General features: G+C 65.4%; 19 protein-coding genes. 13 read left to right on the top strand and 6 right to left on the bottom strand.

What is annotated here, in order from left to right; genetic code table 11:
• Positions 1-40 precede the first annotated feature (40 nt).
• Positions 41-817, top strand: coding sequence for an IclR family transcriptional regulator (locus INT40_RS04115; protein ID WP_101570210.1), 777 nt, complete (start codon positions 41-43; stop codon positions 815-817).
• Between the two features lie 88 nt (positions 818-905).
• Here the strand turns inward: INT40_RS04115 and INT40_RS04110 are convergent, their stop codons facing one another.
• Positions 906-1,568 (bottom strand): GntR family transcriptional regulator, encoded by a 663-nt coding sequence (locus tag INT40_RS04110; RefSeq protein ID WP_101570058.1) that lies wholly within the window; start codon positions 1,566-1,568, stop codon positions 906-908.
• A 104-nt stretch (positions 1,569-1,672) separates the two neighbouring features.
• On the opposite strand from INT40_RS04110, the gene glyA reads away from it, so the two are divergent.
• The 7 genes from glyA (at position 1,673) to purU (ending at position 10,672) form a co-directional block, all read left to right on the top strand.
• Positions 1,673-3,058, top strand: a complete 1,386-nt coding sequence (gene glyA / locus INT40_RS04105) for a serine hydroxymethyltransferase (protein WP_319021933.1) — start codon at positions 1,673-1,675, stop codon at positions 3,056-3,058.
• Positions 3,058-4,275 (top strand): sarcosine oxidase subunit beta family protein, encoded by a 1,218-nt coding sequence (locus tag INT40_RS04100; RefSeq protein WP_101570059.1) that lies wholly within the window; start codon positions 3,058-3,060, stop codon positions 4,273-4,275. Before glyA ends, INT40_RS04100 begins: the two co-directional genes overlap by 1 nt.
• A 25-nt stretch (positions 4,276-4,300) precedes the next feature.
• Positions 4,301-4,597, top strand: a complete 297-nt coding sequence (locus INT40_RS04095; protein WP_101570060.1) for a sarcosine oxidase subunit delta — start codon at positions 4,301-4,303, stop codon at positions 4,595-4,597.
• Positions 4,594-7,596 carry a glycine cleavage T C-terminal barrel domain-containing protein gene (locus tag INT40_RS04090; protein ID WP_193070896.1) on the top strand — a complete coding sequence of 1,001 codons (3,003 nt, stop codon included), beginning with the start codon at positions 4,594-4,596 and terminating at the stop codon, positions 7,594-7,596. The genes INT40_RS04095 and INT40_RS04090 overlap by 4 nt, the downstream gene beginning before the upstream one ends.
• On the top strand, positions 7,589-8,308 hold the full coding sequence (locus INT40_RS04085) for a sarcosine oxidase subunit gamma (protein WP_101570061.1): 720 nt from the start codon (positions 7,589-7,591) through the stop codon (positions 8,306-8,308). The genes INT40_RS04090 and INT40_RS04085 overlap by 8 nt, the downstream gene beginning before the upstream one ends.
• The gene (locus INT40_RS04080) at positions 8,308-9,690 is read left to right on the top strand and encodes an L-serine ammonia-lyase (RefSeq protein WP_193070895.1); all 1,383 of its coding nucleotides are present in this window, start codon (positions 8,308-8,310) and stop codon (positions 9,688-9,690) included. The genes INT40_RS04085 and INT40_RS04080 overlap by 1 nt, the downstream gene beginning before the upstream one ends.
• Before the next feature lie 127 nt (positions 9,691-9,817).
• Positions 9,818-10,672, top strand: coding sequence for a formyltetrahydrofolate deformylase (purU, locus tag INT40_RS04075; protein WP_193070894.1), 855 nt, complete (start codon positions 9,818-9,820; stop codon positions 10,670-10,672).
• Between the two features lie 200 nt (positions 10,673-10,872).
• On the opposite strand, the gene INT40_RS04070 is transcribed toward purU, so the two are convergent.
• On the bottom strand, positions 10,873-12,489 hold the full coding sequence (locus INT40_RS04070; protein WP_226830792.1) for an aminotransferase class I/II-fold pyridoxal phosphate-dependent enzyme: 1,617 nt from the start codon (positions 12,487-12,489) through the stop codon (positions 10,873-10,875).
• A 74-nt stretch (positions 12,490-12,563) separates the two neighbouring features.
• Here INT40_RS04070 and INT40_RS04065 point away from each other — a divergent pair, with 74 nt between their 5' ends.
• Entirely contained in the window at positions 12,564-13,478 is a 915-nt protein-coding gene (locus INT40_RS04065) for a LysR family transcriptional regulator (RefSeq protein WP_193095570.1), read from the top strand.
• On the opposite strand, the gene INT40_RS04060 is transcribed toward INT40_RS04065, so the two are convergent.
• Positions 13,479-14,369, bottom strand: a complete 891-nt coding sequence (locus tag INT40_RS04060; RefSeq protein WP_193095569.1) for an IclR family transcriptional regulator — start codon at positions 14,367-14,369, stop codon at positions 13,479-13,481.
• 119 nt (positions 14,370-14,488) lie between these two features.
• On the opposite strand from INT40_RS04060, the gene INT40_RS04055 reads away from it, so the two are divergent.
• Both INT40_RS04055 and INT40_RS04050 read left to right on the top strand, forming a co-directional pair.
• Positions 14,489-15,070 (top strand): dihydrofolate reductase family protein, encoded by a 582-nt coding sequence (locus INT40_RS04055; RefSeq protein ID WP_193070892.1) that lies wholly within the window; start codon positions 14,489-14,491, stop codon positions 15,068-15,070.
• A gap of 192 nt (positions 15,071-15,262) precedes the next feature.
• Positions 15,263-16,039: an ABC transporter ATP-binding protein gene (locus INT40_RS04050; protein WP_319021932.1), complete on the top strand. Its 777-nt coding sequence runs from the start codon at positions 15,263-15,265 to the stop codon at positions 16,037-16,039.
• On the opposite strand, the gene INT40_RS04045 is transcribed toward INT40_RS04050, so the two are convergent.
• The gene (locus INT40_RS04045; RefSeq protein WP_193095567.1) at positions 16,036-16,830 is read right to left on the bottom strand and encodes an SGNH/GDSL hydrolase family protein; all 795 of its coding nucleotides are present in this window, start codon (positions 16,828-16,830) and stop codon (positions 16,036-16,038) included. The genes INT40_RS04050 and INT40_RS04045 overlap by 4 nt on opposite strands.
• Before the next feature lie 87 nt (positions 16,831-16,917).
• On the opposite strand from INT40_RS04045, the gene INT40_RS04040 reads away from it, so the two are divergent.
• Positions 16,918-17,106: a hypothetical protein gene (locus INT40_RS04040; RefSeq protein ID WP_193095566.1), complete on the top strand. Its 189-nt coding sequence runs from the start codon at positions 16,918-16,920 to the stop codon at positions 17,104-17,106.
• Positions 17,107-17,177: 71 nt separating this feature from the next.
• Here the strand turns inward: INT40_RS04040 and INT40_RS04035 are convergent, their stop codons facing one another.
• Both INT40_RS04035 and INT40_RS04030 read right to left on the bottom strand, forming a co-directional pair.
• A complete protein-coding gene (locus INT40_RS04035; RefSeq protein ID WP_193095565.1) occupies positions 17,178-18,215 on the bottom strand; it encodes a threonine/serine dehydratase in 1,038 nt (345 codons plus the stop codon).
• Positions 18,216-18,367: 152 nt separating this feature from the next.
• Complete coding sequence (locus tag INT40_RS04030; protein ID WP_193095564.1) at positions 18,368-19,720, bottom strand: MFS transporter; 1,353 nt, start codon at positions 19,718-19,720, stop codon at positions 18,368-18,370.
• Between the two features lie 309 nt (positions 19,721-20,029).
• Between INT40_RS04030 and paaZ the strand changes: the two genes are divergently transcribed.
• Positions 20,030-22,066, top strand: a complete 2,037-nt coding sequence (gene paaZ, locus INT40_RS04025) for a phenylacetic acid degradation bifunctional protein PaaZ (protein WP_193070889.1) — start codon at positions 20,030-20,032, stop codon at positions 22,064-22,066.
• Positions 22,067-22,085: the final 19 nt, after the last annotated feature.

Here is a 22,085-nt window from a genome sequence, read left to right as displayed (position 1 = left end):
ACCGCGTCAGTCGGTGCCCGCGGACGAATACACTGACATCATGCCTCGACAGTCTTCCGACATCTCCCACCGCGGTGCCTCCGTCATCGAGAACACGGTGTCGATCCTCCGCTGCTTCTCCCCAGATCGGCAGGAGCTCGGCGTCACTGAGATCGCGCCGCGAGTGGGTCTGCACAAGAGCACCGTGTCCAGAATCCTCACCGCGCTCGAAGCCCAGGGCATCGTCGAGCAGGAATCCTCACGCCGCTACCGGCTGGGTCTGGGAATCCTCGCGATCGCCGGGCCCCTGCTCGCCGACCTCGATGTCAGGAGGGCCGCCTATCCGATCCTCCAGGATCTCACCCGCCGGACCGAGGAGACGAGCGCCCTCATCGTGTGGAACGGGACCGAGGCGATCACGGTCGAGCAGATCCCCAGCCCGCAGCAGGTCAAGCACACCTCGAGCCTGGGGTCGCGCTATCAGACCGCCTACAGCGCATCGGTGCAGGTCTTCCTCGATTTCGCTGAGGTCGCCGAGGTCCAGGCGCTCGCCGACAGCGACTCCCTCCTCGGTCTGGACTCCAGCCCCGAGAGCTTCGACGCCTACCGCGCGCTTCTGCGCAGCAATCGGCAGCGAGGCTACGCGCTCAATGATGCCCACACGTCGCCGAACGAGGTCGGGATCGCAGCCGGGGTGCACGACCATCGCGGAGCGCTCGTCGCCGCCGTTCTCATCGCCGCACCCAAGTTCCGCACCGATGCGGATCAGATCGCGAAACTCGGTCAGTGCTGCGTCGACGCCGCTCGACGAGTCTCGCAGCGTCTGGGCGGCCACTGACTCGCAGCGGACACTGACTCGCAGTGCTCGACCTGCCACGTGCCAGATCGATCCACCACGGGCGTCATCGCCGGCTTCTTTCCAGAACTCACCTCAAGGCTGCGCGCAGGGTCCTGTCGAAATCGCGGACATGGTCGGCGGCAAGTTCCGCCACTGCCTCCTCGTCGCCCTCGACGATCGCCTCGAGCAGGTCGATGTGCTCACGGATATGTCCGATGAGGTCCGGCATGCGCGGGATGACCAGGCACCAGATCCGCGTCGCCAGATCGTCGAGGCGCACGAGGGTCTCGGTGAGATGCAGATTGTCGACGGAGCAGTAGATGAGGCGGTGGACGGACAGATCTCGCTCCATCAGAGTCCGCTGATCAACGTCGGTTCCGAGGGCTCGGAGCTCCGAGATCATCGCGGTGAACTCCTCGCGGCGGGTGGCCTCGAGGTTGGCGGCCGCCTTGCGTGCGGCGATGGGTTCGAGGACTTCGCGCATCTCAGAGATCGTGCTCAGGTCGGTGAGATCGACGTTCGAGGCGAAGGTGCCGCGGCGCGGGAACGAGACGACGAGGTGATCGCTCTCCAGGCGTTTGAGCGCTTCGCGGATCGGGGTGCGACCGACATCGAGCTCATCGCTGAGCGTGGCCTCGTTGATAGCGTCGCCGGGTGCGATGTCGAGCATGATGAGCCGATGACGGAGAGTCTCGTAGGCGTAGTCGGAGAGAGACCCTCGGTTCGACTTCGGGGCTGCCGATGTGCGCATGGCTCAACTCCTGAAAAAGCTGTTGCATTCGGTGACTGACACTGCTTAGAATACAGGAAGACAACTGATATATTAGTTGATGATCAATGATCGAAGGAGATCACATGACACAGCAGATTGCAGAACGAGTCGAGCCCTCAGGTGTCTCCGTCGGCAACGCTGACGCCGGTTTCCCCAGCCGGGAGCCCGTCGAGCTGAGTACGTCCATCGCCGAACTCGATCCTGAGATCGCCGGCTTCATCGACGCCGAGCTCGGTCGTCAGCGCGAGGGCCTCGAGATGATTGCCTCCGAGAATCACACCGCGGCCGCCGTCATGGCCGCGCAGGGTTCGGTGTTGACGAACAAGTACGCGGAGGGGTATCCCGGTCGTCGCTACTACGGCGGCTGCGAGCATGTCGACGAGATCGAACGCATCGCAATCGCCCGGGTCAAAGGGCTGTTCGGAGCCGAGTTCGCGAACGTCCAGCCGCACTCCGGGGCGCAGGCCAACGCCTCGGTGATGCACGCACTCATCCGCCCCGGCGACACGGTGCTCGGCCTCGATCTCGCCCACGGAGGTCACCTCACCCACGGGATGAAGATCAACTTCTCCGGACGCCTCTACGACATCGTCGCCTACGGCGTGCGCGATGACACCCATCGTGTCGATATGGCCGAAGTCGATCGTCTGGCTCAGGAGCACCGCCCCCAGCTCATCGTCGCGGGCTGGTCGGCCTACTCACGTCAGCTCGACTTCGCCGAATTCCGTCGCATCGCCGACTCCATCGGCGCCTACCTGATGGTCGACATGGCCCACTTCGCCGGTCTCGTCGCCGCCGGTCTGCACCCTTCGCCCGTGCCGCATGCCCACGTCGTGACGTCGACGACGCACAAGACCCTCGGCGGGCCGCGTGGCGGAATCATCCTGTCGAATGACGCCGCCATCGCCAAGAAGATCAATTCCGCGGTCTTCCCCGGCCAGCAGGGCGGGCCCCTCGAACACGTCATCGCGGGCAAGGCCGTGGCCTTCGGACTCGCCGCCACAGAGAACTTCGCCGACAAGCAGCGTCGCACGCTGGCCGGTGCGGCGGAACTCGCCCGCCGCCTCGGCGAGTCCGACGTCTCCGAGCGGGGCATCTCGATCGTCACAGGGGGCACCGACGTCCATCTCGTTCTCGTCGACCTGCGCAACTCCGTGCTCGACGGCGGACAGGCCGAGGACCTCCTCGCCGAGGTCGGCATCACCGTCAACCGCAACGCCGTGCCCAACGACCCGCGACCGCCGATGGTGACGTCGGGCCTGCGTATCGGCACTCCGGCCCTGGCCAGCCGCGGATTCGGCTCGGACGCGTTCGCCGAGGTCGCCGACATCATCGCAGAGACCCTCATCGCCGGAACCGCAGAGAGCGGAGCCGCTGCCGAGACCATCGTTGAACTCGGCGCCCGTGTCTCCACGCTCGCCGCCGCCCACGCCTTGTATCCCACCATCGCAGAGATCGGAGCACCCTGATGGCCGACCAACTCCCCGAACATCCGGACTTCCTCTGGCGCAACCCCGAGCCTAAGGCTTCGTACGACGCGATCATCATCGGCGGCGGCGGCCACGGTCTCGCGACGGCCTACTACCTCGCGAAGGATCACGGCATGACGAACATCGCCATCCTCGAACGCGGATGGCTGGCCGGGGGCAATATGGCCCGAAACACGACGATCATCCGCTCGAACTACCTCTGGGACGAGTCCGCCGCGATGTACGAGAAGTCCCTCAAGCTCTGGGAGCAGCTGCCCGAGGAACTCGACTACGACTTCCTGTTCTCCCAGCGCGGAGTCCTCAACCTCGCCCACACCCTGCAGGATGTGCGCGAGTCCCAGAGGCGTGTGAATGCGAACGCGCTCAACGGCGTCGACGCCGAATGGCTCGACCCCGAGCAGGTCAAGGAAGTCTGCCCGATCATCAACATCGGCGATGACCTGCGATATCCGGTCATGGGCGGCACCTACCAGCCGCGTGCTGGCATCGCCAAGCATGACCACGTCGCCTGGGCCTTCGCCCGCAAGTGTGACGAAATGGGCGTCGACATCATCCAGAACTGCGAGGTCACCGGCATCGAGCGCATCGGCGACAAGGTCATCGGGGTCCAGACCACTCGCGGCAACATCGCCACCGAGAAGGTGGCCATGTGCGTGGCCGGCGACTCCTCGGTCCTGGCCGACATGGCCGGGATCCGACTGCCGATCCAGTCCCATCCGCTGCAGGCGCTGGTGTCCGAACTCTTCGAACCCGTCCACCCGACCGTCGTGATGTCCAACCACGTCCACGTCTATGTCTCCCAGGCGCACAAGGGCGAGCTGGTCATGGGCGCCGGGGTCGACTCGTACAACGGATACGGACAACGAGGCGGCTTCCACGTCATCGAAGAGCAGCTCGCCGCCGCGGTCGAACTCTTCCCGATCTTCGCCCGCGCTCATGTGCTGCGCACCTGGGGCGGCATCGTCGACGTCACCCTCGACGCCTCACCGATCGTGTCGAAGACCGAAGTCGCAGGACTCTACGCCAACTGCGGATGGGGCACCGGAGGCTTCAAGGGAACACCTGCCGCCGGCTACACCTTCGCCCACACCATCGCGAACGACGAACCGCACCCGCTCAACGCCCCCTACGCCCTCGACCGGTTCGAAACCGGCCACCTCATCGACGAGCACGGCGCGGCCGCTGTGGCCCACTGACCGGATCGACTCAGGAAGGACGACCATGCTTCTCATCGACTGCCCGCACTGCGGGCCACGCGACGAAACCGAATTCCACTACGGCGGACAGGCTCACGTTGCCTACCCAGCCGACCCTCACGCACTGAGCGACCGGGAGTGGGCCGAGTTCCTCTTCTATCGCGACAACGACCGCGGCCTCTACGCCGAGCGGTGGAGCCACAGCCTCGGCTGCCGCAAGTGGTTCAACGCCGTCCGCGACACCGTGACCTATGATTTCACGGCCATCTATCCCATGGGTGCTCCACGCCCGACTCCAGCAGAAGGCGAGGCCGCACGATGAACTCCCTACATACGAGCTCCGCGGACGCTGGCGCACGGCGCCTGCCGCAGGCCACCGGGATCGACTCCTCGCGTCCTTTGCGCTTCACCGTCGATGGGCGGGCCTACGCGGGCTTCGCCGGCGACACGATTGCCAGCGCGCTCATCGCCGCGGGCCGCATCGACTGCGGTGCTTCGACGTACCTGGGACGATCTCGCGGGATCCTCAGCGCCGGCATCGAGGAGTCCAACGCCCTCGTCCGCGTGCATCCGCGCGTGGCCGGCGACGTCAGCGAATCAATGCTTCCGGCCACCCGTGTGCCTATCACGGACGGTCTCGAGGCCGATTATCTCTCGGGTCTGGGCATCCTCGACCCCGGTCAGGACGAACTTGTCTATGAGCACAAGCACGTCCATGTCGATGTTCTCATCGTCGGTGCCGGGCCCGCTGGTCTGGCCGCCGCGCGTGAGGCCGGCCGCTCCGGAGCCAGGACGCTCCTGCTCGATGACCGGTCCGCTCCCGGCGGGTCGCTGCTGGCAAGCTCGGGACGCACCGTCGAGGGAGCCCTCGACGAGTCCATCGACGATGTCCCCGCGGCGGAGTGGATCGAGACCACTGTCAACGGCTTCGCCGAGGCGGAGGAAACCACTTACCGTCCGAACACGACCGTCTTCGGCAGCTACGATTCGAACTTCTTCGTCGCTCTCGAAGACCGGACACGCGAACACGTCGAGACCGAGGGCTCGGGCGCGAGCGTCGGCTCTGCGGACAGCGACCGCGACGGCACCGCCTCCCGCGCGGGCACCCGGCAGCGGGTGTGGCACATCCGAGCCAAGCAGGTCGTGCTCGCCACGGGAGCACATGAGCGCCCCATCGTGTTCGCCGACAATGACCGACCGGGCATCATGCTCGCCTCGGCCGTGAGGACCTATCTCAACCGCTTCGGCGTCGTCGCCGGTCAGCGCATCGCGATTGCGGCGACGAACGATTCGGCCTACGAACTGCTGGCCGATCTGCACGCGGCCGGAATCGACGTTCCGGCGATCATCGACTCCCGGACCACAGCCTCGGCGATGGCAGAGAGGGTCGTCGGCAGGACGGGAACCCGACTCATCCTCGGCTCCACGGTCACCGGCACCGCAGGCGAGGGCCCGGCGGGGCGCATCAGCCGGGTCACCGTCGCACCCCTCGATGAGGATGCTGTGGCGGCCGAGTACGGCGAAGACATCGACGTCGACCTGCTCGCCGTGGCCGGAGGGTTCTCCCCGGTCATCCACCTGCACGGACAGCGCAGGGGCCCAATCGTTTGGCGCAGCGACATCGCCGCCTTCGTTCCGAGAACACCGGTGCGCGACCAGTTCACTGTCGGCGCGATCAATGGTGACTACGCTCTCGAAACGGCTCTCAAGGACGGTGCCGAGGCGGGCAATGCGGCAGCCGACCGCACCGGCTTCGCCGCCGCGCTCACCGTTCCCAAAGCCGCGGCGATGACCTACGCACCGGCGCGCCCACTGTGGCTGGTCACCTCGGCCGAGGCCGATCACACGGCGCTGACCACGCACTTCATCGACTTCCAGCGCGATCAGAGTGTGGCAGACGTGCAGCGGGCGATGAACGCAGGCATGCGCTCGGTCGAGCACGTCAAGCGCTACACCTCGATCTCGACAGGAGGCGACCAGGGCAAGACGAGTGCGGTCAATGCCATCGGCGCCATCGCCAGCATCCTCGGCGAGACCGACCTGGGCGCGGTCGGGCACACGACCTTCCGCGCTCCCTTCGCCCCAGTGCCCTTCGCAGCATTGGCTGGCCGCAGGAAGGGTGAGCTGTTCGATCCGGCACGCATCACCGCGATCCACCCCTGGCACGTTGCCCACGGAGCCGAGTTCGAAGACGTCGGACAGTGGAAGCGGCCCTGGTACTACCCCCTGCCGGGCGAGGACATGGAGGCAGCGGTGCTGCGCGAGGGCAAGGCCGTGCGTGAATCGGTCGGCTTCCAGGATGCCTCGACGCTGGGCAAGATCGAGATCCGGGGAACCGACGCCGGCGAGTTCCTCGGCCAGATCTACACGAACGGCTTCAAGAAGCTCAAGGTAGGCAAGGGCCGCTACGGTCTCATGTGCAAACCCGACGGCATGATCTTCGACGACGGCGTCACCCTGCGCGTGGCCGAGGACCGCTACTACATGACCACGACCACCGGCGGTGCCGCGACTGTCCTCGAATGGCTCGAGGAATGGCACCAGACCGAATGGCCCGAACTCGACGTCGTCTTCACCTCGGTGACGGAGCAGTGGTCGACAGTCGCGGTCGCCGGCCCGAAGTCGCGAGAGGTCATCGCCAAGATCGCCCCGAACCTCGACGTGTCCAATGAGAACTTCGAGTTCATGGGCTTCCGCGAGACGACCCTGGCCAACGGGATCCCGGCGCGCGTCTGCCGGATCTCCTTCTCCGGTGAACTGGCCTTCGAGATCAATGTCGAGAACTACTACGGCCTGGCCGTGTGGGAAGCCGTCGCCGAGGCGGGAGCCGAGTTCGACATCACCCCCTACGGCACCGAGGTCATGCACGTCCTGCGTGCCGAGAAGGGCTTCATCATCGTCGGTCAGGACACCGACGGGACCGTGACCCCGCAGGATGCGGGCATGGAGTGGATCGTCTCGAAATTCAAGGACTTCATCGGCAAACGCTCCTACTCACGGATCGACACGGCCCGCGAGGACCGCAAACACCTCGTCGGGGTCCTTCCCGTCGACGGCACGACCCGGCTGGCCGAAGGCGCGCAGCTCATCACCTCGGGCACCCCGGTGACTCCGGAGGCCGGGCCGGTGCCGATGATCGGCCACGTCACCTCCTCCTACATGTCGCCGAGCCTCGATCGCCCGATCGGTCTCGCCTTCGTCGAGAACGGCCGGAACCGGACGGGTGAGATCATCCAATCTCCGGTTGCCGGCTGCCTCGTCGACGTCGAGATCACCTCGCCCGTCTTCTACGATCCAGAAGGGAACCGCCGTGATGGCTGAAACCACCCACACCACCGAGCAGCGCCAGACTCAGCTGCGCAACGTCGAGTCCTCCGCTGAGGCACTCGATGCCCTCCGCGTCTCACCCGGTGCCCACCTCGCCGAGGAGATGGCCACCGCCACCGCTGTCGGCGGAGACGCCGTGGGGCTGCGGGAGCGAGCGTTCGCCGTCCAGCTCGGGCTGCGAGCCGCGCCGGGAACCGCCTCGGCCGAGGCGCTCGAGTCTGCTCTCGGGATCACCTTGCCCAAGCAGGTCGGCGAGGTCACCGGTGACGAAGCGGGACTGTATGCGCTCTGGCTGGGTCCCGACGAGTTCCTCGTCGTCGACGTCTCCCGGCGTCAGCGGCCCGGGGAGACACTCATCGCCGAAGCCTCTCTCGAGGGGTTGCCGGGACAGGCCGTGGATCTGTCCGCGAACCGCACGATCCTCGAACTGACCGGGTCGAAAGCCCGTGAGGTCCTCGAGAAGAGCGTGCGTACCGACCTCCACCCGCGGGCTTTCGGCGTCGGCACGGCGATATCGGCCCAACTGGGGCCGGTGCCTGTAATCGTGCACCACTGTGCGGCGCTGACGTACCGCATCTACCCGCGGGCGAGCTTCGCGGACTTCACGGTCCGCTGGCTGCTTGACGGAATGGCGGAGTTTCTCGCCGACGGGAGTGCCGTGGGAGTCGTCGGCAGCGCGAGTGCCGAGGCCGAGAGCAGCGACTGATGGCACTCGGTGTTCTCGACCTCTTCTCCATCGGCATCGGCCCTTCCTCCTCACATACGGTGGGTCCGATGCGGGCGGCGGCCCGGTTCCTGACCGACCTCGACGAATCCGGGGACCTCGATCGAGTTGAGAGGGTCCGGGTCGGACTCTACGGATCTCTGGGTGCCACCGGCATCGGCCACGGCTCCGACTCCGCAGTGCTGGCCGGGCTGTCGGGTCACGAACCCGAGACCCTCGACCCGGACATCATGGCACCGCTGGTCGCCGAGGTGAGCGCTCAGAGATCGCTCAACCTCGGCGGGCGGAGGCCGATCGTCTTCGACCCGGAGACCGACTTGGTTCTGCATCTGCGCGAATCGCTGCCCGGTCATCCCAACGGGATGCGTCTGAGCGCCGAGGTGGCCGGCTCCGTGATCGAACGCGACTACTATTCGATCGGGGGCGGCTTCGTCCTCACCGCCGACGAGATGGGAGGCGATTCCGACGTCTCACGCGACCGCTTCCACTTCTCGTCGGCCGATGAGCTATTGGCGCTCTGCCGGGACAACGAGCTGAGCATCGCCGAGCTCATGGCGCTCAATGAGCGGGAGCGACAGGCCGAGAGCGAACTGCGCCGGCAGCTGCTCGAGATCTGGGCTGTCATGCGCGATTGCGTCGATAACGGGTGCTCCCGCACCGAGAGGCAGCTTCCGGGTGGGCTGAAGGTCAGGCGTCGTGCTCCCGAACTGCGCGCCACGCTCGAAGCGGCCGAGTACCGGGCGTCGGGGTCCCTCGACGCTCTCGAATGGGTCAACCTCTACGCGCTGGCCGTCAACGAGGAGAACGCGTCCGGAGGGCGCATCGTCACCGCTCCGACGAACGGTGCTGCGGGGATCATTCCCGCAGTGCTGCACTACATGGACCGGTTCGTGATCAGCGATGACGAGTCACAGCAGTTCAGAGACGAGGCTGTGGTGACGTTCCTGCTCACCGCCGGCGCGATCGGAATCCTGTTCAAGCGCAATGCCTCGATCTCCGGGGCGGAAGTCGGCTGCCAGGGTGAAGTCGGCTCCGCCTGCGCGATGGCCGCCGCAGGGCTGTGCGCCGTGCTCGGCGGGAGTCCCGAACAGGTTGAGAACGCCGCGGAGATCGGCCTCGAACACAATCTGGGCCTGACCTGCGATCCGGTCGGGGGACTCGTCCAGGTCCCGTGCATCGAACGCAACGCTATCGCCGCAGTGAAGGCGATCAACGGCGCTCGGCTGTCGATGCACGGCGACGGCAGCCACCGGGTCAGCCTCGACCAGGCGATCGAGGCCATGCGTCAGACCGGTGCGGACATGAAGTCGAAGTACAAGGAGACCTCACGGGGCGGACTCGCCGTCAACGTCGTCGAATGCTGAGTCGCGGACTGGCGAACGGTGATAGCTGCGAGGGGCGGCTGCGAGGCCTGACGACCTGCGTGAAGTTGACCAGCACGACCAACCCGCCAATGATTGAAGACACCCACCGAGTAAGGAAGCAGCGGACATGCAGGACTACATCTTCACCCTTGAATGCGACGAACGACCGGGCATTCTCCATTCCGTCACCGGTGCGCTGCTGACTCATGGGGGTGACATCAAGGAACTCAAGCAGTTCGACGATCAGTACACGCAGCGCCTGTTCTTGCGCATTGATTTCAGCGTCGAGGACGAATCGAGCGCGGCGATCGATGGTCTGCGCAGCGACTTCGAGGCCATCGGCACCGAGTTCGGCGCCCGCTGGCAGCTGTGGCCGCAGGGAGAGAAGCGTCGGGTCCTCATCATGGTCTCGAAGTTCGAACACTGCCTCAACGATCTGCTCTTCCGCGCCCAGATCGGCGAACTGCCCATCGAGATCGCGGCCGTGGTGTCCAACCACCCCGACCACCGCGAACTCGTCGAATGGCACCACATCCCGTTCTTCCGCATCCCGGTGACCAAGGAGACGAAGCCCGAGGCCGAAGCGAAGCTGCTCGAACTCGTCGACCGCTTCGAGATCGACCTCGTCGTCCTCGCCCGCTACATGCAGGTCCTCTCCGATGACCTGGCCCGCGAGCTGACAGGCAAGGCCATCAACATCCACCACTCGTTCCTACCCTCGTTCAAGGGCGCCAAGCCCTACCACCAGGCATGGGAACGGGGAGTCAAGACCGTCGGGGCGACCGCACACTTCGTCGACAGCGAACTCGACGAGGGTCCGATCATCGCCCAGCAGCTCGTCGAGGTCGACCATTCCTTCGGCCCCAAGGACCTTGTTGCCGCTGGTCGTGACGCTGAGTGCAAGGCCCTGTCCAATGCGGTGAAGTGGCACTGCGACGGCCGCGTGTTCCTCTCAGGGAAGCGGACCGTCGTCCTGCGCTGAGTGAGCGGGCCCGGGGGCGCCGGGGCCGAGGCGCGGTCGCGGTGCCTCTGCACGGTGGCGGTGCCGCTGCATTTCATCGCGGGGCTACCTTAGCTTCGAGGGCAGAGGGTAGAGAGTGCGCGCTCGAAGCTAACCTGCACTCTCGGCGATCTGGCGATCCCGGCGCTGGGCGATCACGGCGCTGGGCGACCACGGCGCGCTCAGCCGACCGCAGGTTTCTCGGCCACGACGTTGAAGGTGTCCATCCTCGAATCCTGTGCTCCGCGGACATACCCGGAGGGAGCAGCGGCAGTGGCACGAAGGAACTCGACGACCTCTGCGCTGAGTACCTCACCGGGCAGAACGTTGGGCACACCGGGCGGGTACGCGGCCAGAGCATCGGCCGAGACTTGGCCGACCGCCTCGGCGAAGGGGACGGTCTGCGGCGTTGCAAAATAAGCATCGCTGATCTCCAGGCGCTTCTCGCAGCTGCCCGGAAGAACGATGGGACGCTCCGGCTCGGCCTCCGAGCGCGGCAGTTCCTGCAGCGCCGTCCAGAAGCGATCGACGTCGACGGGCGAGGTGGCGCCGATGAGCAGCAGCAGCGCCGAGGGCGTGGCCAGCTCGCAATAGATCCGGTGATCCCGAATCAGCTGACACTGGGCCTCGGCGCCTGTGATTCCCGCACCACGGGTGTCGATGACGATCTTGAACGGATCGTTGCCGATCGCATCATGCCCGCCGAGGATGTCAGGAGTCGCGTCGCGGAATCGGGTGTCGTTCTTGACCCGGGTGCGGATCTCCTCGGCAGTGGCCAGCGCCTCGTCGATCGCCTCCGGATGGGTGACCAGGTGGCGGCGCGCCTCGTCGAGGGAGGACAGGAGGATCGCACTCGATGACGTTGACTGATAGGACTTCACGACTCGATCGACCAAGGTCTCGATGCGCCTGGCCTGCGTGCCGTGGCCCAGGTGGATCATCGCGGACTGCGCGAGCGAGCCGGCGCCCTTATGAGTGCTGGAGATGACGAGGTCGGCGCCCAGGCGTACAGCATTGACTGGCAGCTGCGGGTGCATGCCGAAGTGGGATCCCCAGGCCTCATCGACGATGAGGGGAACATCGTGAGCGTGGGCCACCTCGGCGATGGCGGCGATATCGGACACGGCACCAAAGTAGCTGGGGGAAACGAGGTAGACGGCCGCGGACTCCGGATGCTCGGTCAGGGCGTACTCGACCTGGGCCGGAGTCACGCCGTGGGAGGAACCGAGTCCAGGGTCGACGCGACCGTGGATGAAGTGGGGGCGCAGTTCGGCGTGGGTGACACCGTCGATGACCGAGGAGTGGACGCTGCGTTGGAGCACGAACTCACGGCCCAAACCGCGTACGACGGTGGTGGCGATGTGATTGCCGCCCGATGCTCCGTTGGTGATGAACCAGGTGCGGGACGCTCCCCAGGCCTCGGCGGCGAGCTGCTGCGCGGCCATGATCGGGGTGACGCGATCGTGGTTGATCATCCGCCAGTTCTCTTGGTCGACGCCGCTGAAGAGCATGGGGAAGTCGATGCTCATGCCGGCCTCACCGACGACCTCGGCGAGTCCGGGAGCATGCGAGCGGCTGCCCTGATGGGCGGGCACGTGCAGTCTCTGCCAGCCCTCGGCGGCCAAGGACCGCAGGGCCTCGGCATAGGGCGCGGTGTGCTGACGGGGGTCGATAGCGGAGTCTGCCTGTGCAGGCGCGGAGCTGATTGCGGTGGAGGACGCTGGGTCTGGCGCGGACGTTGAGTCGGCGTTCGCAGGGCGGGTCGCGGTGTCTGGGTGCAGATGGGTTTCGGCGAGCATGTGTCCCACACTAGGGATCACAGGCCGCCTAGGATATAGCAAGAAATCGTCCACAGTGTCATAGTGTCTATACTATGATGAATCTGCAGCAGTTCCGGGTGCTTCTGGCCATTCGGGACGAGGGAAGTCTCAATCGGGCCGCCGAGGTGCTCGAGCATGGAGTCCCGACCGTGACCCATCATTTGCGCACCCTCGAATCGCATCTGCGGATCAAGCTCGTCGACCGCTCCCGAAACGGAACCCGTCTGACGCCTCTGGGCGAGTCCTTCGCCGAAGAGATCGAACCGGTCCTTGCCCGGATCGACCGGGCCGAGCAGCTCGTCACAGCCCAGCGCGATGCCGGTGTCGTCTCCCTGCGCATCGGGTCGTTCTCCTCGATCGGTTCGCGCCTCCTGCCGGCCGCGATCGCCGAGCTCCAGCAGCGGACGTCCGTGCGCGTCGAGGTCATCGAGGCCGAACCCAGCGAGGTGGTGAGGATGCTTCACAGCGGTGAGGTCCACGCCGGCCTCATCTATGACATTCCCGAACTTCCCGAATTCGCGGGACCTGAACTGCGTCTGCGCACCCTCCTCGACGAGCCCTACCGGGTGATGGTCGCCCGCGACGGTGAGCTCGCGAGGCATGAGGTCCTCGACTTCGCGACGATGAGCGAGGTCGATTGGGTGCTCAGCCACAACGAATCCGAGGCTTCGGTGCGGGTGCTGCGACGGATCTCCCGCGGCCTCGGCCATGAGCTGCGCGAACTCATGCGCAGCGACGATCTATACATGATCCATGGGCTCGTGGCCGAAGGCCTCGGATGCGCCCTGACCACCGAGGTGGCCGTGGACACCGACTTCGACGTGGTCTTGCGTCCGGCGAAGCAGGACCTCGGCCAGCGTCGAGTCTCCTTCGTCACCAGGCCGGGAGCAAACCCCGCAGCCGTGGGCTGGCTGGGCGAGATCCTGAGCTCGGTGGCGGCGCGACTGGGGGCCGCCTCGGCGAGGTGATCAGGGATCTGCCTGCGTGCTCAGCGCCTCGCTGATGGCGTTGGCTTCGCGGCGGAGTAAGGCGACGAGGCGTTCGACGCGGGATCCGGTGACACGATCGGCGATGCTCGCGATCGACAGGGCTGCGCGGGGTCGGCTGCCGCGGATCTTCAGGGGCACGCCTACAGCCCAGGAGCCTTGGGCGAAGAGGCCGGGATTGTGCACGAAACCGTCGACGCGGGCCCGGTCGATGATGTCGCGCAGGGCCGCGACGGAGACCTTGGGGTAGCGTTCGGCGAAGATCTGGGCGTTGGCCTCGAAATGGGCATCCACCTCGGCGGGGGAGAGTTCGGAGAGGATCGCGAGGCTGCCGGCGCCGATGCCCAAGGGGTGGCGATCGCCTACCGACAGAGCGTTGTTCAGTATTTCGCCGAAGCCCTCTTCGCGCCGGGCACAGATTGAATAGCTGCCGGTGCGCAGGGTGAGGAAGGCCGTGTCCTGGCTGAGCTCGGCCAGGCGCAGCAGGCTCGATTCCGACTCTGTGACCAGGGGGTCCACGGATTTCTGCGCCAGCTGGCCCAATATCTGCGACTGCACGCCGAGTCGATATCCGCCTTCGTCGAGGCGTTCGACGTAACCCATGGCGATGAGCGCTTGAAGCATGCGGTGGACGCTGGCCTTAGGGCGTCCGCTGATCGAGGCGACCTCGGAGAGGCTGGCACCGGTTCCGCGCTCGCCGGCGATGAGTCCGACGAGGTTGAGCAGGGACAATGCACGCTGGATGCTCTGGGCGCCCGTGCCGGGTTCGAGATCATCGACGGCATGAGCGACGTTGAAGGACGCCGAACGGCGCAGGATCTTCCCCCGCATCTTCATCCGGTGTTCGTCTTGAGGGTCGGCGCCGTTGTACATGCATCCATTATGGTCCCGCTCGATGGCCGCAGCTGCAACGGGTCTGGTCATCATCGGCGACTGGGCGCACACTGAGTGCACCGCCTGAGTGCACCGCATCCGCTCTGGGAGGAGCAATCATGACTGCCACCTATACCTTCGACGTGTTCTCCAGCTTCGATGGGTTCGCATCGGTCGGCGCCGATGGCGACTGGGGAGGCTACTGGGGCAAGCAAGGTCCCGAACTCCTTGAACATCGGCTCGAACTCTACAGCGGCGAGAACCGCCTCGTCCTCGGCGCAAACACCTATCGCGATTTCGCCTCTATGCTCACTGACTCCGAGGTCTACTCCGACGTGCTCGATCCGTGGGTCACTGCAATGCGCAACTGCCCGACCACGGTCGTCTCGAACTCGCTGACAGAGCCGCTCGACTGGCCCGACGCGACGCCGGCTGCCGGTGACGCTCTCGAGGTGGTGGCGCGGATGAAAGAGGAATCCGATGTGCCGATCCGCTCGCATGGAAGCCTGTCGATGAACCGCGCCCTCATGGATGCAGGGCTCGTCGATCGCCTGCAGGTCACGGTCTACCCGGTCATCACCGGCCGCACAGGCACCCAACCCATCTTCGCCGGAACACAGGACTTCGACCTCGAGCTGCTCGAATCCACACTGCTCGACGGGAGAACTCAAGAGCTTATCTACCGACCGAGACTGCACTGAATCCAGGATGTGGAACATGGTTCTGCCGGGTCAGGTCCACCTTCGCGACACCGGGACCTAGAATCGACAACGGCTCCGTACGGGAGTCGGCCCCGAGTGGAGCCGAGCGACCTTGACCTGGTCGGCCGAGTGGCCTCGACGTGGAAAGAGAGTGTGGACGACGTGGGAACGACTGTCCTGAAACTGGACGAAGTGACCTTCCGACGTGGGGAGACGAAGATCCTCCACGGCATCGATCTGGAGATCGGGCAGGGCGAGCACTGGGTCCTCATCGGCCCCAACGGCGCCGGGAAGTCGACGATCCTCAGCTTCGCTTCCGCACAGGTCTTTCCCACCTCCGGAACGGTCGACATCCTCGGACAGCGCATGGGCCGGGTCGAACTCCAGGCCCTGCGCCGCCACATCGGACACGTCAACCCACGCCACCCCCTGCGCTCGAACCTGTCCGTGCGCGAGGTCGTCCTCACCGGCCTGACCGGAACGATCGAACGGCCACTGCGATGGGAGCCGACCCCGGACGAGATTGCGAAAGCCGATGGTCTCATCGCCGAGGTGGGTCTGAGTTCCCGTGCGGACGCAGGCTGGAAGGTGCTGTCCCAGGGTGAACGGGGGCGCGCACTCGTGGCCCGATCTCTCATCGCTGATCCCCAGCTCCTCCTGTTCGACGAGCCGACCACTGGTCTCGATGTGGCCGCCCGCGAGCAGCTGCTCGAGACCATCGACTCGCTCTCGGTCACCTCGCCGCAGCTGACGACGCTGCTGGTCACGCACCATCTCGAGGAGATTCCGGAGTCGACGTCCCACGCGATGCTGATCTCCCACGGCCGGCTCACCGCGGCAGGTGAGATCGCCGAGGTGCTCAGCACCGAGCAGGTCAGCGCCGCCTTCGAACACCCCATCGACGTCGGTTTCGCCGACGGTCGCTGGTCGGCCCGCGCGATCCGGCAGCGTCAGGCTGCGGTGCTCTAGTCTGCGAGCAGGCCCACCAGGTCATCGGTGATCGCCGTCATCCCTGCTTGATTCGGGTGAAACGATCCGCCGATCTTGTCGAGAGCGGTGTGCAGAGGCTGAACCCACGGATCCGCTGAACCGAGGCTATGACCTCGGCCCAGCTCGGACGCGAGCAGCAGATCGACGTCTCTGAGTGCGGCGGCCTCGGCGAAGACGCGCTCAATCGCTGACTGGAGTGCCAGCAGTTTCGACAGCTCTTCAACGGTGAACGGCGTCGCTTCGGGCGTGGAGATGTCTGCTTCCAGCACGGTGAGATAGTCGACGAGAACGACCCGAGCAGTGGGTGCCTGTGCCCGAATCCCATCGATGACGGCGACGAGACTTCGGGTCGCCTCGGCGATGACATCTTCTGAAGCCGGCGGAATCCCGTTGGGGAACATGAGCCCCATCATCTCCAGGAGCGGACTGCTGGGTTCTGCGTGTTTCAGCGCCGTGTAGAGCATCGACCCTGAGAATTGGAGATCGTTGCCGCCAACCGTCACGGTCACCACATCCGCGTTGCCGGGCAGCCCCTCCAGTTGGGGCGGAAACTGACCCGGTCCGATCTGTGACTGCTGCGGGGTGTCGACGACATTGGCCGATGTCGCACCGCTAACGCTGAGGTCGCTCAGCTGCCAGCCGAGTCGCCGAGCCAGCTGATGAGCGTAGTTGTTCGACGATCGCATCGCCTGGACGTCGGCGACCGGTTCGATGCCGGGACCAGCGGCGAAGGAGCTTCCGAGCGCGACGAGGTGCTTTGCTGTGGTCATGGGCTCATCTTCCCATGGTGAGACTGCGCAGCGGGGGTGATGCAATCGATGATTGCGCGCCCACTCCGCGCGGCTTAGTCTTGAGGTATGAAGATGAGTACCGTATGGAGCATCATTGGCGCAATCATCGCCATCATCATCGCGTGGTGGGTGGTCAACGTCGCGTTCTCGATCGCGTGGTTCCTCGTCAAAGCCATCATCGCCGTCATCGTCGCGGCCGCAATCTTCGGCCTCATCAAGGCCTCGCTGAAGTCCAAGGACAAGCAGCGCAGCTAGGGCAGCTAGGGCAGCTTGCTGAGTCCTACAGGGTTGGTTGCTGCGTATTACACGGCTGGCTTCTGAGTTCTTCAGAGATCGCCGAGGCTGGTGTTCGCCCCGCACAGAACGACGCACACCTTCTCATCCGGTCCGGGAACGTAGCTCGCGGGACTGCCAGAACCTGAACTTGAACCTGAACCACCTGAGCCGTGGATTCCGGCCAGCGCCGTTGCCGCTGCATGTTCAACCGCCAAACGATGCTCGCTCCACAGGTGCTGGCGAGCGGAGATGATCTGCTCATCGGCGACGAACACCGAGGTGACAAGGTCACTCTGCGTGGCCGCCACCGCCAAGGACGTGGCTCGCCTGGCACCCAGAGAATCGGCGGCCACCGAATCGACCGGAACATCGACAGGCTCACCCGCAGCCAACGCAGCATTCAACGCCCGACAGTTCGCAGGCTCCACCACGACGGTGCGCACCCCGTGGAAGGTCGCGGCCGTCGCCACTCCGGCGAACAGGCCCCCTCCTCCGGCAGAGACGACGATCGTGTCGAGGTCGGGAATCTGGGACAAGATCTCGGTCATCAACGTGCCGGCGCCAGCGGCGATGAGCGGATTGTCATAGGCGTGTGAAGCCAAGGCACCGGAGGCTTTGACGAATTCCTCGCAGGCCAGGGCCGCCTCGGCGAATTCGGAGCCGATCAGGCGCACCTGCGCACCATAGCCGCGCAGTCGCTCGACCTTGACTGCCGGCGCATTGGTGGGCAGGAACACGGTTGCTGGAACACCGGCGTCGCGGGCCGCCCACGCGCACGCCAAGCCCGCGTTGCCACCTGATGCGATCGTGACTCCGGCTTCGGGGAAGGTGCCCTCTGCCAGATGTGTCTGGATGAAGTTCTGCGCGCCCCGAGCTTTGAATGAGCCGGTGTACTGCATGAACTCGAGGGCGAAGTGGACCCCTGAGCCAGCCGGGTCATGAGCAGGTGAGGCAGACCACGTCGCGGCCGTCGGCGTCGGTGCGGCGGGTGCCTGACCGGGCTGGGCGGAGGCCACCGTCACCGGACGCACCCGCCCGGAGATCCTGGTCGCCGCCGCTTCGATATCGGGGTAGGACAACTGCGTCACTGGAGCCTCCTTAAATTGTGCACTCTCAGTTGTTGAGACTGGACAGGCTGATCACTTTTGATGCACCGAGCCAGTCTGCAGACTGGTCTGCTGCACCAAAAGTGATCGGTTCCGCCTCCACCCTACGGGCATGCGCCTACGGGCGTGCGCGTTCAGCTCGTGTGCTTGACGATTCCCAGTGGTGCGCCCTTGGGCTCCTTGACCAGGCTGACGGCGACGAGGGAGATGATGCAGACGACGATCATGTAGGCCGCGATCGACAGTGAGCTACCGGTCCGGGCCAGCAGCGTTTCGGCGATCGTGGGGGCGAAAGCCCCGCCGAGGATCGCGCCGAGGGCGTAGCCGATCGAGACTCCCGAGTAGCGGACCTGCGGTGGGAACATCTCCGCATACATCGCCGACATCGGGCCGTAGGACAGGCCCATGCCGACTGTGAGGATGAAGATGCCGATGCCGTACAGCCAGATGTTGGCCTGATCGATCATGATGAATGTCGGGATGAGCCACACGATGAGGAGGACGTAGCCGATCTGGAAGGTGCGCACCCGACCCAGCTTGTCCGAGAGCGCGCCACCCCACATAGTGAAGACCAGCCAGCCGAAGCTCGCCAGGGTCGTGGCCAGAAGCACGGGGGCGCGGTCGAGGCCGACCATGCCGCCCTGATCGAGAGGCCTGGAGGCGTAGGCAGCGAAGAAGGCGATGATCATGTAGCCCACTGCATTGTTGCCGATGAAGATGAGGGCCGAGAGGATGACTTCCTTGGTGTTCTTCTTGAACAGGGTCGACAGGGGTGCGGAGGATTCGGCGCGGCGTTCGGCGAGTTCGGCGAAGACCGGGGACTCCTCGACCTGGCGGCGGATGTAATAGCCGACGATGACGAGCACGACGGAGAACAGGAACGGAATCCTCCAGCCGAAGCTCGCGAACTGGTCGGGGGTGAGGATGGTGGTCAGGATCCAGATCACGCCGGTGGCGAGGATCATGCCCACCGGAACGCCGATCTGTGGGTAGGCACCGAAGAGTCCGCGCTTATTCACCGGGGCGTGTTCGACCGAGAGCAGAGCGGCACCGCCCCATTCGCCGCCGGCGGAGAAGCCCTGCAGGATGCGCAGCAGCGTGAGCAGGATGGGCGCACCGATTCCGATGGCCGCATAGTTTGGCAGGAGCCCGATGAGCGTGGTCGCGGCACCCATGAGGATGAGCGTGAGGACCAGCATCTTCTTGCGTCCGATGCGGTCGCCGAGGTGGCCGGCGATGATCGCGCCCAAGGGCCTGAACAGGAACGAGATCCCGAGCGAGGCCCACGCCATGATCTGACCGAGCGCCGGGTTGTCAGACGCCAAAGGACCGAAGTACTGGACCGAGAGGATGAGCCCTGCCGCCTGGGCGTAGATGAAGAAGTCGTACCACTCGATGGTGGTGCCGACGAGGGTCCCGGCCAGGACTCTGCGTTCCTCGCGGGTGATCGAAGCCGGCACGGGTGCCGCGGGTGATGTTGTGGACATGAGTGGATCTTCCTTGGATGGCTGTCTGCAGGAGCCGATCTGCAGGTGACGTATCTGCGTTCGCAGGTCGAGCTGCGTGCGGCGAACGCGGTGGTCCTCGACTCTGAGTGATCGCCGGTGCGTACGCGCAAGTGACTGAATGGTCAGTAATTACTTTCGAGCATAGTGCAGATGGTGATCGCTGTCACTCGGGCGGCAGCTCAATGACAATAACCGACCAATTGGTTAGTATTGCCTTCAGGAAGCGGCAGCGGTGCCGATGTCGGCCGCCGTGCACCGGGAGACAGAGTTCGACCAGGGAGAGACGATATGACCGAAATTCTCAGTTCGTATGTGGCAGGCGACTGGCACACCCCCAGCGGAGACACGAGCAGTGCCCGAGCCGTCCATGATGCGACCAACGGGCAGCTCCTCCATCACGTCTCTTCGTCCGGCATCGACTTCAAGGCCGTTGACGATTACGCCAAGACCACAGGCATCGCCGAACTGCAGAAGCTGACCTTTCACCAGCGCGGCGTCATCCTTAAGAAGCTCGGCGCCTACCTCATGGAGCGCGCCAAGAACTATCACGAGATCTCGTTTTCCACCGGCACCACGAAACGCGACGGCTTCGTCGACATCGAGGGCGGCATCGGCACCCTCTTCACCTACTCTGGTGTGGCCCGTCGGCAGATGCCCAACTCCACGGTCCACCTCGACGGGGGAATCGAGCGCCTGTCGAAGAACGGCACCTTCGTCGGCCGCCACATCCTGACCTCCCGGCAGGGCCTGGCGCTCCAGATCAACGCCTTCAACTTCCCCGTCTGGGGCATGCTGGAGAAGTTCGGCCCCATGTTCGTGGCCGGCATCCCCGTCGTCGTCAAGCCCGCCACCGACACCGCCCACCTGACCCGCGCCGTTGTCGCGGATATGATCGAATCCGGACTGCTGCCCGACGGTGCCCTCCAGCTCATCAGTGGTGATGTCACCCCACTCTTCGACCACCTGGCAGAGCAGGACGCGATCGCCTTCACCGGCTCCGCGAACACAGCCAAGCACCTCGGCGGCCTGGACTGCGTACGCGATCGCGGCACCCGCTTCTTCGCCGAGGCGGACTCGCTCAACTTCTCACTGCTCGGTCCCGATGCCGGACCAGGCACCGAGGAATTCGACCTCTTCGTCTCCGGCGTCGTGGCCGAGATGACCGTCAAGGCCGGGCAGAAGTGCACTGCGATCCGCCGTACCTTCGTCCCCGAGCAGCACAAGCAGGCAGTCGCCGAGGCGCTCGTCACGAAACTCGAGACGCAGGGTGTCGGCGATCCTCGTGAGAAGGCGACGCGACTGGGGCCGGTCGTCTCTGTCAAACAGCGTTCCGACGTTCTCGACGCCATCGACACGATCACCTCGGCGGGGGCACGCGTCCTCACCGGCGGACGCGAAGCCTCGGACGAACTGGCGAAGAACCTCGGCGGAGCCTATGTCGCGGCCACCGTGCTCGAGGTCGACGACCCCTGGGTCGACGCCGTTCACGACATCGAGGCCTTCGGCCCGGTGACCTCGCTGATCACCTATTCCTCCACCGAGGAGGCTGTGCGTCTGGCCGCCCGCGGACGCGGTTCCCTGGTCGGCTCGGTCATCACCCACGATGCCGAGTTCGCCACCGAATTCGTCCGTCAGGTCGCCCCCTGGCACGGACGCATCCTCGTCCTTGACCGCGATGACGCCGGGGAATCGACCGGACACGGCTCACCCCTGCCCACCCTCATCCACGGCGGCCCGGGACGTGCCGGCGGCGGCGAGGAGATGGGCGGCCTGCGCGGCGTCGAGCACTTCATGCAGCGCACCGCGATCCAGGCCTCCCCAGACATGCTCACCGCCATCGGCGGCGAGTGGGTGAACGGAGCCCAGCGCCGGGCCGGTCAGCACCCGTTCACGAAAACCTTGGCGGACCTGCGCGTGGGCGACGCCCTCGAATCCGAATGGCGTGAAGTCACGCTCGAGGACATCTCGCACTTCGCAGAGTTCACCGGCGACACCTTCTACGCCCACACCGACGAGGAGGCGGCGGCCGCGAACCCGTTCTTCCCGGGACGCGTGGCTCACGGCTACCTCATCGTGTCCTTCGCCGCAGGACTCTTCGTCCAGCCGGACCCCGGCCCGGTGCTCGCAAACTACGGTCTCGAAGGCCTGACCTTCATCACCCCGGTCTCACCAGGTGATTCACTCAAGGTCACGCTGACCGCCAAGCGCATCACTCCGCGTGAGACCGATGAGTACGGCGAGGTCCGCTGGGACGCTCAGGTCGTCAACCAGAACGACGAACCCGTCGCGAACTACGACGTGCTGACCCTGGTCGCGAAGGAATAATCGCCGGCGTAATTGTGTC

This window comes from Brevibacterium sp. FME17, assembly GCF_014897515.1.
Taxonomy (GTDB): domain Bacteria; phylum Actinomycetota; class Actinomycetes; order Actinomycetales; family Brevibacteriaceae; genus Brevibacterium.
This window is presented reverse-complemented; position numbering and strand designations above follow the sequence as displayed.

What these genes read in the sequence shown, in the direction of transcription:
- INT40_RS04115 (WP_101570210.1), top strand. Translation starts at nt 41, where the DNA reads ATGCCTCGACAGTCTTCCGACATCTCCCACCGCGGTGCCTCCGTCATC.
- INT40_RS04110 (WP_101570058.1), bottom strand. Translation starts at nt 1,568, where the DNA reads ATGCGCACATCGGCAGCCCCGAAGTCGAACCGAGGGTCTCTCTCCGAC.
- glyA (WP_319021933.1), top strand. Translation starts at nt 1,673, where the DNA reads ATGACACAGCAGATTGCAGAACGAGTCGAGCCCTCAGGTGTCTCCGTC.
- INT40_RS04100 (WP_101570059.1), top strand. Translation starts at nt 3,058, where the DNA reads ATGGCCGACCAACTCCCCGAACATCCGGACTTCCTCTGGCGCAACCCC.
- INT40_RS04095 (WP_101570060.1), top strand. Translation starts at nt 4,301, where the DNA reads ATGCTTCTCATCGACTGCCCGCACTGCGGGCCACGCGACGAAACCGAA.
- INT40_RS04090 (WP_193070896.1), top strand. Translation starts at nt 4,594, where the DNA reads ATGAACTCCCTACATACGAGCTCCGCGGACGCTGGCGCACGGCGCCTG.
- INT40_RS04085 (WP_101570061.1), top strand. Translation starts at nt 7,589, where the DNA reads ATGGCTGAAACCACCCACACCACCGAGCAGCGCCAGACTCAGCTGCGC.
- INT40_RS04080 (WP_193070895.1), top strand. Translation starts at nt 8,308, where the DNA reads ATGGCACTCGGTGTTCTCGACCTCTTCTCCATCGGCATCGGCCCTTCC.
- purU (WP_193070894.1), top strand. Translation starts at nt 9,818, where the DNA reads ATGCAGGACTACATCTTCACCCTTGAATGCGACGAACGACCGGGCATT.
- INT40_RS04070 (WP_226830792.1), bottom strand. Translation starts at nt 12,489, where the DNA reads ATGCTCGCCGAAACCCATCTGCACCCAGACACCGCGACCCGCCCTGCG.
- INT40_RS04065 (WP_193095570.1), top strand. Translation starts at nt 12,564, where the DNA reads ATGATGAATCTGCAGCAGTTCCGGGTGCTTCTGGCCATTCGGGACGAG.
- INT40_RS04060 (WP_193095569.1), bottom strand. Translation starts at nt 14,369, where the DNA reads ATGTACAACGGCGCCGACCCTCAAGACGAACACCGGATGAAGATGCGG.
- INT40_RS04055 (WP_193070892.1), top strand. Translation starts at nt 14,489, where the DNA reads ATGACTGCCACCTATACCTTCGACGTGTTCTCCAGCTTCGATGGGTTC.
- INT40_RS04045 (WP_193095567.1), bottom strand. Translation starts at nt 16,830, where the DNA reads ATGACCACAGCAAAGCACCTCGTCGCGCTCGGAAGCTCCTTCGCCGCT.
- INT40_RS04040 (WP_193095566.1), top strand. Translation starts at nt 16,918, where the DNA reads ATGAAGATGAGTACCGTATGGAGCATCATTGGCGCAATCATCGCCATC.
- INT40_RS04030 (WP_193095564.1), bottom strand. Translation starts at nt 19,720, where the DNA reads ATGTCCACAACATCACCCGCGGCACCCGTGCCGGCTTCGATCACCCGC.
- paaZ (WP_193070889.1), top strand. Translation starts at nt 20,030, where the DNA reads ATGACCGAAATTCTCAGTTCGTATGTGGCAGGCGACTGGCACACCCCC.